The 16,200-nt window shown below is 38.8% G+C and carries 19 protein-coding genes; 14 read left to right on the top strand and 5 right to left on the bottom strand.

Annotated features, from left to right (window positions below; genetic code table 11):
* Positions 1-9: 9 nt before the first annotated feature.
* Positions 10-486, bottom strand: a complete 477-nt coding sequence (locus CH361_RS14700; protein ID WP_100791573.1) for a DUF4395 domain-containing protein — start codon at positions 484-486, stop codon at positions 10-12.
* A gap of 139 nt (positions 487-625) precedes the next feature.
* Between CH361_RS14700 and CH361_RS14695 the strand changes: the two genes are divergently transcribed.
* Genes CH361_RS14695 through CH361_RS14675 form a run of 5 tightly spaced genes read left to right on the top strand, consistent with a single transcriptional unit; the run spans position 626 to position 5,397 of the window.
* Positions 626-1,546 (top strand): sulfurtransferase, encoded by a 921-nt coding sequence (locus CH361_RS14695; protein WP_100791572.1) that lies wholly within the window; start codon positions 626-628, stop codon positions 1,544-1,546.
* On the top strand, positions 1,543-2,859 hold the full coding sequence (locus tag CH361_RS14690; protein WP_100791571.1) for a multiheme c-type cytochrome: 1,317 nt from the start codon (positions 1,543-1,545) through the stop codon (positions 2,857-2,859). The genes CH361_RS14695 and CH361_RS14690 overlap by 4 nt, the downstream gene beginning before the upstream one ends.
* Positions 2,852-3,571 (top strand): glycosyltransferase family 2 protein, encoded by a 720-nt coding sequence (locus CH361_RS14685; RefSeq protein ID WP_100791570.1) that lies wholly within the window; start codon positions 2,852-2,854, stop codon positions 3,569-3,571. The genes CH361_RS14690 and CH361_RS14685 overlap by 8 nt, the downstream gene beginning before the upstream one ends.
* Positions 3,561-4,838, top strand: a complete 1,278-nt coding sequence (locus CH361_RS14680; protein ID WP_100791569.1) for an MptA/MptB family glycosyltransferase — start codon at positions 3,561-3,563, stop codon at positions 4,836-4,838. Before CH361_RS14685 ends, CH361_RS14680 begins: the two co-directional genes overlap by 11 nt.
* Entirely contained in the window at positions 4,798-5,397 is a 600-nt protein-coding gene (locus CH361_RS14675) for a TIGR04282 family arsenosugar biosynthesis glycosyltransferase (protein ID WP_100791568.1), read from the top strand. Before CH361_RS14680 ends, CH361_RS14675 begins: the two co-directional genes overlap by 41 nt.
* On the opposite strand, the gene CH361_RS14670 is transcribed toward CH361_RS14675, so the two are convergent.
* Positions 5,391-5,867, bottom strand: coding sequence for an OmpA family protein (locus tag CH361_RS14670; RefSeq protein ID WP_100791567.1), 477 nt, complete (start codon positions 5,865-5,867; stop codon positions 5,391-5,393). The genes CH361_RS14675 and CH361_RS14670 overlap by 7 nt on opposite strands.
* Before the next feature lie 102 nt (positions 5,868-5,969).
* Here CH361_RS14670 and lpxD point away from each other — a divergent pair, with 102 nt between their 5' ends.
* Positions 5,970-6,989 (top strand): UDP-3-O-(3-hydroxymyristoyl)glucosamine N-acyltransferase, encoded by a 1,020-nt coding sequence (gene lpxD, locus CH361_RS14665; protein ID WP_100791566.1) that lies wholly within the window; start codon positions 5,970-5,972, stop codon positions 6,987-6,989.
* A 76-nt stretch (positions 6,990-7,065) separates the two neighbouring features.
* Here lpxD and CH361_RS14660 read toward each other — a convergent pair whose 3' ends face one another.
* From CH361_RS14660 to CH361_RS14650, 3 genes are read right to left on the bottom strand one after another with little or no spacing between them, the layout of a single operon-like run.
* Positions 7,066-7,413, bottom strand: coding sequence for an arsenate reductase family protein (locus CH361_RS14660; RefSeq protein ID WP_100791565.1), 348 nt, complete (start codon positions 7,411-7,413; stop codon positions 7,066-7,068).
* The gene (locus tag CH361_RS14655; RefSeq protein WP_100791794.1) at positions 7,410-7,649 is read right to left on the bottom strand and encodes a hypothetical protein; all 240 of its coding nucleotides are present in this window, start codon (positions 7,647-7,649) and stop codon (positions 7,410-7,412) included. The genes CH361_RS14660 and CH361_RS14655 overlap by 4 nt, the downstream gene beginning before the upstream one ends.
* 39 nt (positions 7,650-7,688) lie before the next feature.
* A complete protein-coding gene (locus CH361_RS14650) occupies positions 7,689-8,513 on the bottom strand; it encodes an LIC_11366 family protein (protein WP_100791793.1) in 825 nt (274 codons plus the stop codon).
* Between the two features lie 35 nt (positions 8,514-8,548).
* On the opposite strand from CH361_RS14650, the gene asd reads away from it, so the two are divergent.
* The 8 genes from asd (at position 8,549) to CH361_RS14610 (ending at position 16,198) form a co-directional block, all read left to right on the top strand.
* A complete protein-coding gene (gene asd, locus CH361_RS14645) occupies positions 8,549-10,795 on the top strand; it encodes an archaetidylserine decarboxylase (protein ID WP_100791564.1) in 2,247 nt (748 codons plus the stop codon).
* A 2-nt stretch (positions 10,796-10,797) separates the two neighbouring features.
* Positions 10,798-11,121 (top strand): DUF971 domain-containing protein, encoded by a 324-nt coding sequence (locus CH361_RS14640; RefSeq protein WP_100791563.1) that lies wholly within the window; start codon positions 10,798-10,800, stop codon positions 11,119-11,121.
* Positions 11,122-11,215: 94 nt separating this feature from the next.
* The gene (gene fliN, locus CH361_RS14635; RefSeq protein ID WP_100791562.1) at positions 11,216-12,286 is read left to right on the top strand and encodes a flagellar motor switch protein FliN; all 1,071 of its coding nucleotides are present in this window, start codon (positions 11,216-11,218) and stop codon (positions 12,284-12,286) included.
* A gap of 41 nt (positions 12,287-12,327) precedes the next feature.
* Positions 12,328-13,071 (top strand): FliO/MopB family protein, encoded by a 744-nt coding sequence (locus tag CH361_RS14630; protein WP_100791561.1) that lies wholly within the window; start codon positions 12,328-12,330, stop codon positions 13,069-13,071.
* Positions 13,068-13,877: a flagellar type III secretion system pore protein FliP gene (gene fliP / locus CH361_RS14625; RefSeq protein ID WP_100791560.1), complete on the top strand. Its 810-nt coding sequence runs from the start codon at positions 13,068-13,070 to the stop codon at positions 13,875-13,877. Before CH361_RS14630 ends, fliP begins: the two co-directional genes overlap by 4 nt.
* Positions 13,874-14,137 carry a flagellar biosynthesis protein FliQ gene (gene fliQ / locus CH361_RS14620; RefSeq protein ID WP_004786411.1) on the top strand — a complete coding sequence of 88 codons (264 nt, stop codon included), beginning with the start codon at positions 13,874-13,876 and terminating at the stop codon, positions 14,135-14,137. The genes fliP and fliQ overlap by 4 nt, the downstream gene beginning before the upstream one ends.
* 1 nt (position 14,138) lies before the next feature.
* Positions 14,139-14,921, top strand: a complete 783-nt coding sequence (gene fliR, locus CH361_RS14615; RefSeq protein ID WP_100791559.1) for a flagellar biosynthetic protein FliR — start codon at positions 14,139-14,141, stop codon at positions 14,919-14,921.
* Entirely contained in the window at positions 14,918-16,198 is a 1,281-nt protein-coding gene (locus CH361_RS14610; RefSeq protein ID WP_100791558.1) for an EscU/YscU/HrcU family type III secretion system export apparatus switch protein, read from the top strand. Before fliR ends, CH361_RS14610 begins: the two co-directional genes overlap by 4 nt.
* Positions 16,199-16,200: the final 2 nt, after the last annotated feature.

Raw genomic sequence — 16,200 nt, 5'->3', positions numbered from 1 at the left:
TAACGAAAACTATTTATTGAAATTTAGATTGTTACATCTTTCACAAATTTCTGTTGGGATCACTCCCAGTTTCATTAAGATCCCGAAAGCAAAACATCCAGCACACCATCCCAAAAAAGATTCTAAGGAGGCAAAGAAAACGAGAGTTGCTAAAGTGATTTGGTAGGCAAGTGTTAGGTCCAAAGTGAAGAACAGAATCGCAGCAGCACTGAATAAAAATCCAATGAGTTGTGCAAATCGTTTGGGTGGACCAGCAGTTGCAACAAAGGAAATTCCAAGCCATGGAACTAAGTATCGAGATGTGAAAAAAGCGAAAGGCTCAAACTTCGGGCCATAACTGAGTCTTAATGTAAAACCAGCAAATAAGAATGCTAGGACGTAAGGATTGGGAAATAGAATCGCAAAAACGCCAAGAAATACCACTGTTGAAGCAACAATCCTCGTGACATTTTCGTTGACCACATCTGGATAATAACCAATTTTCATTTTGCCCTCCAATAGCTTCCAAAGTACGGAGAGCTCTTTCTTAAGCAAGGAAAATTCGCTTTATTGGATGAAATATTTATTTTATTGACGATAATCCGTCTTAAAAGAGAAAGACTTTATAAATTCGGAGGGTATCTTCGTGAAAGTACTACACAGTTACGGAATCTATCTATTTTTTTTCTCTCTTATCTTTGCATTTTTTGGGGAACAAAATGCTGGGCCTTCTGTTCCAGTAACCAAACAAGTGGAATCCCCTTGGTTTCTGGGTGCAGAATTAGCACTATCACTTCCGAAATACAAAATCCTCGACACTCGCTCCTCGATTTCTCGGTTGAAAAACAAAATACCAGGAGCTGCGGTCATTTCATGGGAAGATCTAGCGCGTACGGATGCTCCCCATAAAGGAGAGTTGTTAGAACTCAAACTAGTCCGTAAAACAATAAACGATTTAGGTCTTAAACAAGATGAAAATATACTAGTGTTAGGTGATGGTGAATCTGGTTGGGGAGAGGAAGGGCGAATTGTTTGGAGTTTACGAGAGGTCGGATTCAAACAAGTTTATTGGATTGATGGTGGATACCCGGCTTACGAGAAACAGATCCGAAAAAAAATAAATCCTAAAACTGAAAACATATCTTCTAATTCTAACCTTAAGGTAACAAAAGACTTAATATCAGCTGCTGTCTTCAAAGATGATATTTTAAAAGGTTTGTCCACTAAGAAATACCAAATTCTAGATACAAGAGAACCAAGAGAATTTTCGGGAGCTACACCTTACGGCGAATCTAGAGGAGGGCATATACCAGGTGCTAAGTCCTTTTTCTACCAAGAATTATTTGATGCAAAAGGGAACGTAAAATCAAAGGCTGAGGTTGAACTTTATTTGAAAGGTCTAGGCATTCAAAAAGAAAAACCGATTGCAGCATACTGTACGGGAGGTGTTCGTTCTGCTTTTGTGGTTGGAATCCTTCGTACTTATGGGTATAATGCTTATAACTATGCGGGTTCTATGTGGGAATGGTCGTCTGATCCTAAACTACCGTTGGAAACTGGAAATTGAAAAAAAACATATATATATCTTTTTTTACACTGATTGTTTTGGGCGCTGGAACTTATCTTTATATCAACCAAAGAGAAGTCTCCATTGAACAAGTGTTCCCTGGTAAGGTTTGGGCTAAACCTATTGAGAATTTACCAGACCTAAAGGGCGTTGGTGCACCCACTGCAAAAAATTGTGGGAATTGCCATACCGAAATTTATGAGGAGTGGACTCGCTCCACTCATGCTAATGCACTTACCGATATCCAATTTCAGTCTGAGTTGGCAAAACCAAGTTCTCCTAAATGGATTTGTTTGAACTGCCATATTCCTGTTCAAAATCAAAGAGAAACCATCATCACTGGGCTAAAAAATGGGGATTATTTCCGACCCGTTGAGATCCCAAACCCAAATTTTAATCCTGAAATGAAGGCGGAAGGTGTGACTTGTGCTACTTGTCATGTAAGAGTTGATTCAAAAACTAATGAAAGTTATGTGATAGGTGGAACGGGTGGGACTTCTCCCCCTCATCCACTAAAAATTGACCGCGATCAGTTGATGAAACGTTGTTATGATTGCCATAACGAAACTTATACTTTAAATGAATCACTGGTTTGTTCTTTCCAAACTGGGGCAGAGTTACATGCAACTAAATCAAATCAAACTTGTTCATCCTGTCACCAACCGGAAGTTCGCCGGTCCTTTGTGAAGTCATCTCTCGGCAAACCAGTAAGGACTTCACATAAACATGGATTTATTGGTGGTGGTGTTCCCAAAAGATTCGATTTATATCCTGATCAAATTAGATTAGGGTATAAACCTGGTATTGTTCTTTCTGGTATCAAGGTAAGCGATGGATCAATCGAAATACAGATAAAAAATGTTAATGCTGACCATCACGTCACCACTGGCGATCCAGAAAGATTTTACAAATTGAGGTTAGATGGTTTGGATTCCAAAGGAAATTCGATTTTCCAAACAGAAACTACTATTGGCCAAGAATGGTCTTGGTCACCGGCTGCAAAAAAAGTAAATGATACACGGATTCCATCAGGGGAGACTTTTCTTTGGAAGTTGAAACAAACAGATCTTCCTGTCGCTTCTTATGTTTTTCAGGCCATTCATGTACGATTGAAAAATAATACTTCTAATTATATGATTCAATCCTCTGGTTATGTTTCGTCTCCTTATAAGGAGCAGGTAGAAAGTATGAAAGATTTATACCCGCATAGTTCTGTGGTGATTGAATCAATTTACCAGTTAAAAACAAAATCTAGAAAAGACACTTCTCTCAGCGAATTATTTAAAAGGAATGCAGAACGTAAAGGTGAGTAAAGTTCTTTGTATCATTCCGGCGAGAGACGAGGAAGAAGGCATTGAACGTGCTTTGAGTGGCCTTATATTAAACTCTGGATTACCAAAGTCTAATTTTATTGTCGTGAACAATGCATCCAAGGACCAAACGCCTGCCATTGTTAAGAAGATGGGAATCCAATCTTTGGATTGTCCAAAGATTGGTTATGGAAATGCATGCCTTGTGGCATTAGACTGGATTAAAAAATCAGATTTAAAGCCAGACTATATAATGTTTTGCGACGCTGATGGTTCTGACGATCCATTAGACATTAGAAAATTGATTCAAGTGATTGAAGATAGTGGTGCTGATTTAGTGATTGGGTCAAGAACTATCGGAATTGTTGAAAAAGGGGCTCTCTCTCCAATTCAAATCTTCGGAAATGCACTGACATGTTTTTTAATTCTAATTTTTTTCCGACGTAAGTTTACTGATATGGGTCCACTTAGGATTTTAAAATATTCATCTCTCCTCAGATTACAGATGGCGGATCCCACTTGGGGATGGAATATTGAAATGCATATAAAAGCTCTAAAGCAGAAAATGGATATAAGAGAAATATCTGTGAACTATCGGAAAAGATTTGCGGGTGTTTCCAAAATTTCTGGAACCATTTCAATGTCCTTACGTGTTGGGATCAAAATTTTATATACTTTCTTTCGGCTATTAATCTCCCCAGTTCATGAAACGTAAAATTATAAAAGTTTTACTTTTGATCCTTTATCCCGCTTTGCTTTTTGTTTCGACTCATTTTGGGGATCGGAATGATTTGAGTATCATCTTGGTAGTTGCCACTCTGCTACCCTTATACTTCTATTTTTTAAAAGATGTAATTTCTTCGTTTCAAAATCAGTTTTACCTTCTTCTTTCGTATGGAATCATTTTGCGACTTGTTGTCGTTGGTTCTCCTGCCTTATGGAGTGATGATATATATCGTTATCTTTTTGATGCTAAGATTTGTTTAGAAGGAATCTCTCCTTATCGTTACACACCAGAAGGTTTTGTGAAATTGGGGGCGAGTCTCAACTTAGGATTAGAATCGTTTTTATCAAAGATGAATAGTCCCAATTATTATTCTGTATATCCAGTGTTCATCCAATGGTTTTTTTCTTTGGGAACCATTCTGGGAAATGCATTTGGTTCTGTTTTTTTAGGGATTCAGTTTCTGTTTTTTGGGTTAGATATTTTAAATTTACTTCTGATCCGGAAATTATATCCGGAAAGTTCAAATCTATCTTATTGGTTGTATTTTGGAAATCCCGTAGTCATTTTCGAGGGAATTTCTCAAATGCATCCAGAAATTTTGTTGGTAACGGGATGTTTATTATTGTTTTTATCTCGTTCGATCCCTTTCATATTAAGTTCTTTCTTTCTTTTGACTCAGTTGAAATTTAATGCTTTTCTTTTTGTTTTGGGTATTAAGTGGAATCGGAAAACTATTGTTAGTTTGTTTTTGATTTTCATTTTATCTTTGGGTTTATGGAAAGTTACGGTATTTTCTGATTTAGTTTTGCAGGGAAGTGCGGGGTTAGGGTTATTTTTTCATTCATTTCGATTTGCTGGTATTCTAGAACCTATATTTTATTTTCTTTTATCTTTATTTCGTGCTGAGTACTTGTCTGGAGTTATATCTTTTGCCGTAGTTAGCATTCTGTATTTTTTTTGTTTTCAAAAAAAAATCTATTGGAGCTTAAATCTTTCTTCTCGTTTTTTTATTATCTATTCCTTGTTTCTTTTGTTTTCTCCGGTAGTCCATCCTTGGTATTGGATTCCTTGGGTGCTTTTTGTGATGGACATGGAAAAAAGCGAAGGTTTGGTCTCTATCGTTTCCTTTATTGCATTTTTATCTTATGGGTTGTATGTATATAAGGATTTTGTTTATTTTCATTGGGTGGTTTCGGTTTTTGTATTAGGGTTTTATGGGTTCAAACAAATTAATTATCTTCGCAAAACAACCTGAATTAGGGAAAGTCAAAACTCGCCTTTCTGTTAGTATTGGAGAAGAAAATACATTAAAGATTTATTTTGAGTTACTTATGATTACTAAAGCAGTCACCTCTTCGTTAGATGTTGAAAAAATTGTTTATTGGGATCGTTTAACCGAAGTTTCAAAGTTTGAATTTGGTTCTGAATTTAAGAGACAGGTTCAGGCAGTGGGTGATCTGGGAAAAAAGATGGAAGTCGCTTTTCATAATGAATTACAAGAAGGAACTGGAAAAGTTCTTATCATTGGAACTGATTGCCCGTTTGTAACGAAAGAGATTTTGTTAGACGCTTATCAAAGGTTAGATAACTCTGATTTTGTCATTGGCCCTGCGAAAGATGGCGGTTACTATTTGCTTGGAATGAAAAAATTTTCACCTTTCGTTTTCCAGTCCATCCCATGGAGTACTTCTGAGGTTCTTTCATTGACGATGACTTCCATCGAAAAGAACAATCAAACTTTTTCTCTTCTGGCGGAGCTTTGTGATATCGATGATCTGGATGATTTAAAGGTCTGGAAAGGATCCGATTATTGAATTGGTTTGATATTGATTTCCACTCGCCGATTGAGCGTTTGGTGACCTTTGGTTTTGTTTTGTAATTTGGAGTTACCAAAAAAAAGTCTGCGAATTTGGTTTGATTCAACAAAATGAATTAGTAAAAAACGTTCCACTTCTAGAGATCTTTTTTCACTCACTTCAATATCTGAGCTTGCATTTTTCCCTTCATCGGCGTGGGCATGTATCTCAATTTCAAAGTTACGATTTTTGTTCAAAAAATCTGCTGCGGTTTGTAAACGTGCTAGATCTGCATTAGACATCTTTGAGGAATTTTTTGCAAAATAAATTGTAAGTGATTTTTCTTCGGATGAGTTCTCTGTTTTTTTATAGGGATTTTCGAAGACAACTCCCTCTTGTGCTCTTAACCCAGTTGTTAATAAAAAATATTGAACAGTGTAAGTTAACAAAAGCAATCGAAAACTTTTGTTTGAATTGAAGTAGCACATACTAAGAACATCGGTTGTTTAGAAATATTTCAATACGATAGATTTTAAAATTATGATTGAAATATGTCCCTTCGGATTCATTTTCAAGTGTAAGGTGTATAAATGAAACTAAAAGATTTGGCTGAACAATTAGGTGTAAGTTTCACTGGCTCTGGTGATTTAGAGATCAATGGTATTAAAGACTTGGAACATCACACTCCGGTAGATCCAGCCAGCATCTATTATGTTGCTTCTAAAAAATATTTAGCCAAACACAAGAAGTCTTCAGATGTGAAAATAGCACTTACGATTGAATCCTTAGCTTCTTTATTTCCTAATGCCATCATCGTCCCCGAAGAAGGATCAAAAGTAAAATTCATTCAAGTGGTTTCTTTGTTCGAAAAAAAACCAAAACAAATCCCTTTTATTTCTCAGAAAGCAAGTATCCATCCGACTGCTAAACTCGGAAAAGATGTAACCATCATGGATTTTGCCGTAATCCAGGAAAATGTGGTGGTGGGTGATCGGGCCGTGATTTATCCGAATGTTGTATTAGAACCAAATGTTGAAATTGGAGAAGAAACAGTTTTAAAATCAGGAGTCGTAGTCTATTACAACTGTAAGTTGGGGAAAAGAAACTTAATCCATGCGAATACTGTGATTGGTGCTGATGGATTTGGTTTTTATGATTATGCCGGTGTTCGTTATAAAGTTCCTCAAATTGGCAACGTAGTGATTGGAGATGAAGTGGAGATGGGCGCCCATTGTACGGTTGACCGCGCGGCTCTTGAATCCACCACCATTGGAAATTTTACAAAATTTGATGACCATGTACATGTCGGCCATAACTGCCGTGTTGGGAATTACGTATATATTGCTGGAGCTACTGTCCTTGCAGGTTCCGTGACCATTGAAGATGGATGTTTTCTTGCTGGACAATCTGCCGTTGCAGAACACCTAACAATGAAAAAAGGATCGATTCTGATGGGACTGTCCGGGCTCACGGAAGATTCTAAAGAAAAAACGGCTTATTTTGGAATCCCTGCAAGACCTGCTTTAGAGATGCATCGAATCCATAGTTCTTTACCACATTTACCTGAGGTAGTGAAAGACTTTTCCAAACGGAAAAAAGATGGAAATTGATTTTTAGATTTTTCTTCAGAGACCTAGAAACTTGCGGTCTTTGAAAGGAAACACGTAACAGCCAATTGGCGATAGGTTATTTTTTAGACTCTAAGATCCACTGCTTCCAGATTTCAGGGACAAATCCGATTGTAGCGCGTTTGCCATCTCTAACAATGGGTGTTTTGAAAAGAAGGGGATTTGTGAGTAACGCCTCTTCTTTATCGTATAACATGTATTTTAGATTTTTATCTTCGTAAACTTTGGATTCTGTATCAATCAAATCATCCAAACGAACACTACCTAAAATGGATCGGAGTTCTCCTTTACTCATTTCTTTTTCTTGGAGATTGATGAACTGAAAATTCACACGTCGTTCTTGGAAGAACAACTGTGCCTTCTTGGTATCCTTACATTTTTTAGTTCCGAAGATTTGGAGGTTCATCCAAAAATTGACTTTTTGAAATCTTCTAAAAGAGGTTCTGATCCAGACAACATCAATTCAATTTGATCCTTGTCCAAATCATACATCACATGTGCTTGTAAATACTGGGTGAATTCTTCCGCAGAAACCTTTTTAGCATCGAAGTTTTCTTTGAGGAAGTTATACCAAGCGGCAAGGATGACTTTTTGGTGAGCCAATTCTTTAATACCAATGGTAATGATTTTAGAGGATTTCATGTAATTTTCTTCAAGCATGATACTCACGCCAAAGGATCGTCAATCTAAAAACCTCTGGAACACTGAAAAATAAAGATTCCATGATCCCGAATTCATATCCAATCTTCTGAAAGTTTGTGCAGTGCTCACAGTTGCATCGATGATCCTTGTATCATCGATGACTCCAACCTTTCCATCTGCTCGGATATAAAAACTCGACATTTCCCCATTATAGTTACCGCTAAATTTATCGATGGCTACATGGTGGTAACCAAGTCCGATTTGAAGGAATGTATCTTCGTATAACCTTCGATTGATGGCGGTTTCCATACGGTAAGCAAGTCCGCTCCCTCGGAGCCTTCCTCTTTGGTTGAAGTATTGTGTGTCGGGTAGGGGCTCTCCAATGGAGTAACCTCGGATGTTCCAGTCTGCAGAGGTAAATCCAACACCTAGGCCATTTTCCCATTCCCAGTTTCTGTAGATTGGCATAGTAAAATAATACATTCCAAGCACATGATAAGAATATATTTCTGACTGGAGTTTTGTATAATAAAGATCACTTGTAACTTCTGTTAATTGAAGAATTTGCCAATCATTTCTCCCCACCACAAAACCTACTCTCGAGCGCGAATCCAAAAGAAAACGCACGAAACCTTCGTATAAGTTCGTCGATTTTCCTCCAGTCAAACTCACACTTGAAAAAATAAGAGGGTTAAAGGTGGATGAAAACTGCTTTAGGTCTCCGTCAAAGCGTCCAGGAACTCTTTCTCCTGCACCATATCGCATTCCCACCTCGATCCCAGAGGGTTCTGCATTCAAAGGGCCAAAGCCAATAGAGGAAATCATAAAAACCAGAAACAGAAAGGTTACAATACATCTTGACATAACAATTTCATCCAATTTCGTGAGGAAGAACCAATATGGAAACACTCTTTCAAAACGGATCTAAGTTTAATCTGATTTTAGGATCGGACATTCTCAGCCCTTATTTCTATCTCATCCTGATTGCCTCTATTTATCTGAGCTTTCGATTGGGATTTCCGCAAATTCGTTTTCTCTTTTTAGCACTTAAGATCCTTACAGGCAATATGGACTTTAAAGGTTCCAAAGGCCAACTTGTGCACTCACAGGCCTTCTTCGCTGGGATCGGATCTTCGCTCCTTTTGGGTTCTGTCATTGGAACCGCTCTTGCCATTGCCTATGGCGGAATTGGCGTTCTCTTTTGGATTTGGGTGATGAGTTTGTTTGTGATGCCCATCCGGTTTGTTTCTTCCACCCTCGCTGTGAAATTTAGAAACCAACTTCCGAGTGGACGTTATCTTTCTGGTCCAATGTACTTCATTGAAAAAGCATTACGTGCCAAGTGGCTTGCTGTGGCTTTTTCTCTGGCGAGTCTCGTGACTGTGCTTTTGTTCGGTGGAATTTTCCCATTTGTGGGGCTTACCTATATCACAAAAGAAGGTTTGAATCTTTCCGGTCTCTCTGGTCCAATTTCCATTTCTGTTATTTTACTTTTTATCGTGATCGGTGGTGTTAGGCGAGTGGGACGTGCTGCTTCCATTTTAGCACCCATCGGAATCATCCTTTTTATCTTTGGATACGTTTCCCTTTTTTCCAATGGAATGATTTCTTTTTTCGGATTTTTATCTGATGTAACCAAAGAAGCATTTTCTATCAAAGCCTTACAAGGTGGTGGTGCCTTTGGAATTTTGAGAGCCCTTTCTGCTTCCCTTAGTACTTTCTTTTTGTCCACAGAAACGGCCGTTGGCAAATCTTCTGGAATTGCCGGAGTGGTTCGTACTGATTATGCCGCCAAACAAGGGTTAGTGAGTATGCTCGCGTCTTTTTTTGAAGGGTTTGTGATGGCAACCCTTGTGGGGTTTGTATTGTATTCTTATGGTGCTGTTAATTTAGAAACCATTCTTTCTTTCCCTGATCGTATTTTGGAACAAAAGGAATCTTTACCTGCGATTTTATTTTTTATCTCCTTTTTATGTTTTGGGATTCTTAGTTTGGCTGGTTGGTTCTATAGTGGCGAACAAAATGCATTTTATGTTTTTGGGGAAAAATTTTCCAATTTCTTTAGAATGTTATTCATTGGATCCACTCTTGGTTTTGCTTATCTTTACGTAAATTACGGAATTGATGTTTTAAGTGTTGTTATGCATTGGGGCTATATTGCTGCCGTGATCACAAGTATTCCTCTCTTGGTTTCTTTGATGTTGCTTGGAAAATCCGCCAACCTGGAGCTTAAAAAATATCTTTCCGAGTCGGGTGCTCGTTATGAAATTTTCAAAGATATTTATCTTTTATTTTTAACGTTACTTCCGAAAAACTTAATCTCTAAAATATTTGGTTACTTTTCTACTTTGCAGTTACCTCGTTTTATGATGATCCCTATTCTCAAGGCTTTTGCAAAGGTTTATAAAATTAACTTAAGTGAAGCAGAACTGGAAATCAAAGAGTATCCTTCGTTGAATCAGTTTTTTACAAGAGCTCTCAGGGCAGAAGCAAGGATCATTGATTCGGCAACCAATGCGGTTGTTTCCCCTACGGATTCAAAAATTACAAGTTTCGGAAATATCAACCAGTCCACAATCATTCAAGCAAAAGGGATTGATTACTCCGTAAAAGAATTGTTAGGTTCAGAAAAATACTATCAATACTTTACAAATGGGAAATACATTACCTTTTATCTATCACCTCAGGATTACCACCGTATCCACAGTCCGTTTGCTGGACAAATTTTGGGTTACTATTATGAACCTGGAAAACTTTTCCCTGTGAATGATTTAGCGGTTCTCAACATTCGAGGTCTTTTCCCAAAAAACGAAAGGCTCATCACCTTCCTGCAAACGGAATACGGAAAAATTGCCGTCATCAAAGTTGGGGCATCAAACGTTGGAAAAATCCGAGTCACTTACGATAATAAAATTGTGACTAACAATTGGATCCGTTTTGCAAAGGAACATCACTACAAAGACGTATCCATTATGATCGATAAGGGTTCGGAACTCGGCCGGTTCGAAATGGGCTCCACGGTCATCCTCGTTTTTGAAAATGACACCATCGACTTGACAAACATCACCTTAGGTGACAAGATTCAATACGGGATTACCGTTGGGAATTTTCGATCTAAAACGACTAAATTACCGGTAAAAGCATAAACATGCCAAACTCGCAACTAGCCACCTTTCCTAAAGAAATTTCTTTCGATGATGATTCCCTCTACATCGAATGGAAGGATGGCCACGGGTCGAAATACTCGCTTCTAGACCTTCGGAAAAAATGCCCCTGCGCGACTTGCCGGGGTGGGCATGGTGGAAAAGTTGGGGATGCGACGGGCCATATCCAGTCCATCAAGCTTTTGTCTTGGACCAAAGTGGGTCGGTATGCGATTTCCATCGTCTGGAGCGATTATCATAACACGGGGATTTATTCTTACGATAACCTTCGGGCCTATGCCGACGGAATGATGAGTGCTTTTGACTGATTCCTGATACTTTTTGTCAATTGGGAAAAAAACTGAGTGACAAAAAGATTCATATTATGTCTCATTATCCTAAGTTTTCCGGAGATATAAGGGTATGGGTGAAGGTTCACTCTCACAAGACGAGATAGACGCATTACTACAAGGTGCGGATGATACATTCGACCTTTCTTCCTTAAGTGGCGCATCCAGTTCGTCATCGGACAACCTATCTCCTATTGACCGCGACATTATTTCTGATGTGATCGGCTCTGCATTCCAGGTGGCGGGGAACACACTTGGCACGATCTTGGCAAAAAACACTCGTTTTATGAACCCTGCCACGGAATCGAGCTCCTCTGCGGACATTCAAAAGGAACTTGGAAGTAAATCTGTTAGTTTATTTTCAACTATTAGCGGAAGTTTGGCGGGCCGAGTTTGTCTCATCATGGCCCAAGAAAATGCCGCTAAAATTGCAGGCGTTATGATGGGTGGAATGACTCCTCCCGGCCAGTTGGATAATGCCCAACTCCAAACTCTAAAGGACTCCTTGGCTCCCATCCTTGGAACTGTCACAGCTCAGATTGGAATGAAACTTGGTGGTACTATGTCAGGTAGTCCACCAGAAATTGCTCTTGTGAACTCTGGACGTGATTTACAGCTCCCAGATGACAATAGTTTGGTGAAAACATCCCTTAGTTTGAATATAGACGGGGTTGGATCTTTTAAAGTTTATTATGTAATCGCTTTGTCTATGGCAAATTCCATTTTGGATATCCAAAAAGGGGGAGGCCAAAAACAACAACAACAGTCCGGTGGAATGAACGTCAACATGCAACCCAATATGGGGATGGGTGGTGGCCAAGGTTCTGTCGGAATCAAAGGTGTTAATTTTCCTTCTCTTGCTACTGCTGGTGGTGGCCCTGGACAAACAAACCTCAACCTTCTCATGGACGTGCAAATGGCACTGACAGTGGAACTCGGAAGAACTAAAATGTACATCAAAGACATTTTAGGTCTTGGTGAAGGTTCCATCATCGAACTAGATAAGTTAGCTGGTGAACCAGTGGATTTACTTGTGAACGGTAAACTCATCGCAAAAGGTGAGGTTGTGGTGATCGATGAAAACTTTGGGGTTCGTGTTACCGATATCGTAAGTCCTACGGACAGACTCAAAGGCGAAAAATGATCAGACCTAGCATAAAAAGCTTAAAACAAAAGGGGCAAGTTATGTACTTTTGTTTGGCTCTTGTTTTGGTATTTTCTCCAACTTTTGCCCAAAATTCGGAAACCAAGGAACTAGACCAAATTCTTCGCCAAGAGTTAGGTGATTCCAAAGCAAAACCTGCTTCAGGAGTTGGTTCCGATTCCTCTTCTGGTTCTAATGAGTCAGCAAATACGAGTAAGGCGAATGCGGCAGATGTTTCTAAGGATTCCGAAGGGACTAATTTAATCCAAGAAAGATACGCAGAAAACCAAGACGATTCTCCATCGGCAACCTGGATACTGCTAAAGATTTTATTTGTTCTCGCAATTCTTGTGGGAGCAGGATATTACTTAATTTTACAAATGCAAAAAACAAAATCGGCTAAATATCCTGTGAAGGGTTTTATGAAGGTTTTGTCTAGTTTGCCACTGTCCGCCACACAATCGGTTCAGATCGTGGAAGTGGGTGGCCGTACACTTGTGTTAGGTGTTGCCGATGGTTCGGTGAGTTTACTAACTGAAGTGACAGCTCCAGACGAAAAATCGCAAATCCAAAAGATGAAAGAGGAAGCAGATCCTTATGTGCCTAATTTTCTAGAAACGGTTCTGGAAAGTTTACAATCGAAGGCTCAGAGAAAAATTCGCATCAATCCATCGAAAATGGAATCACTCGAATTTGATGGGGCTGCAGAAATCCAAAGAAAGGCCAAGGAAGGTTTGGAAAGACTTCGCAAACACCGTGAATTATTAGAGGGAGGGGAGTCATGAAATTCCGTTTTTTTTCCTTCCTTAAGAGACATAAATCTATTATTTTTCTCATTAGTATCCTCTTTCTCATTTCGGCCGGAGGGTTTACTGGACTTTTGGCGCAAGACAAGGGTTCAAGAATTCCAATCCCAAATTTATCATTTAACGTAAATGAGGCGAGAGGGCCTAAGGAAACAAGTCTTTCTTTGATGATTTTATTTCTTGTGACCATCCTTTCTTTGGCTCCTGCCATCGTGATGAGTGTCACTTCCTTCACTAAGGTTGTCATCGTTTTTGATTTTGTGAGAAGGGCGTTATCTCTCCAAAACTTACCACCAAACCAGGTGATGATGGGCCTTGCTCTTTTTGTTACATTTTTTATTATGGCACCTACGATTGGTAAGGTAAATGATGAGGCCTTACAACCTTATTTAAATGGAAAAATCGATCAGTCCGCGTTTATGGAAGGATCGATGAAACATTTACGTCAATTTATGATTCGCCAACTTGGCCGAGATGGAACAAAAGACGTAGCATTATTTTTAAAAATAGGAAAAGTACAAAATGTAAAATCCTTTGATGATGTGCCTTCTTATGTATTGGTTCCGGCATTTATGTTAAGTGAAATCAAAAAGGCATTTATCATTGGTATTTATATCTTCATTCCATTTATTGTGATCGATTTGATTGTAGCATCGGCCCTCCTTGCTATGGGTTTTATGATGTTACCGCCGGTAATGATTTCCCTTCCATTAAAACTGATTCTTTTTATTTTAATTGATGGGTGGAACCTGCTCGTTCTTGAACTCGTAAGGAGTTACAAATGACAGAAGTTGATGTAGTGAACTTGATGCGAGAAGCTTTTATTGTTACACTTAAAATCTCTAGTCCGATACTCATTACGGCTCTGGTTGTGGGACTCATTGTTGGTATTTTACAAACTACAACTTCCATCCAAGAACCAACCATTGCCTTTGTTCCCAAATTGGTTTCTATTTTTGCGGTGATTGTGTTTTTTTCGGCATGGATGGTGCGGGTGATGACAGACTATACTCGTGAAATTTTTTTTATGATAGAAAAGATATGATATGGAATCATTTGTTTTACACTTTCAATCTTTTCTGTTTGTCTTAGTTCGCCTCCTCGGACTATTTCTTGTTGCGCCTTTTTTCTCATCAGAATCAATCAACTTCTCTTTACGTATGATCTTTTCCTTTATGGTTTCGCTCATTGTTTACCCAGTGGTCGCAACCTATATGCCTCCAGTTCCTGGGCATATGATTAATTTTGGAATCCTTATTATCTCTGAAATGTTGATTGGTATATTTATAGGATTTCTCGTATCACTCGTGTTTGCTGCTTTCCAAATGGCGGGAGAATTTTTTAACAACCAAATTGGTTTTGGATATACGGAAATTTTAGATCCAGTCACACAAAACTCGCTCCCTGCCATTGGAACGATGAAAAACTTAATGGCTACGGCCCTTTTTCTTGTGATTGGAGCTCATAGGTTTCTGATTGAAACACTTGCTTATTCTTTTGAAAAGATTCGAATCATTTCATTTACGGGTAAGGTAAATGCAGGTTTGTACAAACTGATTGAAGACGCCATTGGAGCGATGTTTGTAGTCTCTTTTAAAATCGCTCTTCCTGTGATGGGGATTTTGTTTTTGGTTTCATTGGCAGAAGGCTTAATGGGAAAAGCCGCACAACAAATGAATGTGATGTCCATGTCTTTCCCGCTCAAAGTGTTTATCGGAACACTCACACTCATCGCCACTCTTACCTTCATTGCGACTCAAATGGTCCAAGGAATTCAAATTTCTATGGATAAGGCAAGTTTACTCATCCGGGAGTGGCCAAGTCTATGAAAGCGAAAGGATTTATAGAATTTGAATGGAATGGGGAAATCATTCAAAATGCTATCCTTACTTGGGTCAAATCATTGTTTGGTGGATTTTCTTTTTTCCCTTTATCCGTTCCTTTTTTTGAAAGATTAAATTGTTTTAAGTCAAAAGAACTCACACTAGCTCTATCTGGATTTTCCTCTGGATATTATGAGATAGAACTCCAACTTTTTGCTGCGGCGGATGAAGGTAGAACGGAGCCGCCGAGTGAACGCCGTAGACGAGAAGAAAAAGAAAAAGGGAATGTTCCTAAATCCAATGAAGTTGCCTCAACTCTTGTTTTGTTAGGTGGGACAGGGGTTCTGTTTCTTTTAGGTGATACTTTAATTCGAAATACAGCCGTTTTTATTAAAAAATACCTTCCTATGGGAATGAAACTGGACCGATTTGGGGCGGAAGAGTTTCGGGTCATCCTCTCTGGAGTATCTCGCGATTTTTTCAATTTACTTTGGCCAGTTCTTGCGATTACCCTTGTTTTTGCAATCGTTGGAAATGTGGTTCAAGTTGGGTTTATGTTTTCTCCAAGAGCTTTGGCATTTCGTTTTGATCGCATTGCTCCGAACTTCAAACGTGTTTTACCGAACCGCCAAACATTATTTAATCTCCTTAAATCTTTAGCAAAGGTTGTGATGATTGGAATCATCAGTTATATATTGATTTCTGGTGATTTTCTCAAAGTGCTTTTGACAGGTAATATGGGGATGATGCAGGCCATCACACTCATCACTTATTCTGGATTCAAAATCATGATGGCCGCAGGGCTTTTGTTACTTGGAATTGCGGTTGCTGACTTTTACTTTCAAAAGTTTGAATTTGAAGAATCTTTAAAACAAACTCCTTCCGAAGCCAAACGAGAGATGAAAGAAGATTCAGGAGATCCTGTGATGAAAAACCGCAGGATGCAACTAGCTCGTGACATGATGCAAGGTAATATGCTTCGTGAAGTGCCAAAGGCTGATGTTGTGATTACTAATCCGACTCATTATTCAGTAGCACTTTCTTATGAAATGGGAAGGGATTCTGCACCTCGTGTGATTGCTAAAGGTGAGAATCGCCTAGCACTAGAAATACGAAGAATCGCACGGGACAATGATGTTCCGATTGTCGAAAGCCCAAAACAAGCACGTCTTTTATACGCACAAGTCGAAGTGGGTCAGGAAATTCCGCAAGAGTTCTTTAATGCGGTAGTTCAAATCCTTATCACTCTTGAGAAGTTTAGAAAAAAAGTAGGAATGGGATAAGC

Origin of the sequence: Leptospira brenneri, assembly GCF_002812125.1 — a bacterium.
Classification (GTDB): Bacteria; Spirochaetota; Leptospiria; order Leptospirales; family Leptospiraceae; genus Leptospira_A; species Leptospira_A brenneri.
Note: the sequence above shows the minus strand (reverse complement) of the source record. Positions and strands in the feature narration are given on the sequence as shown.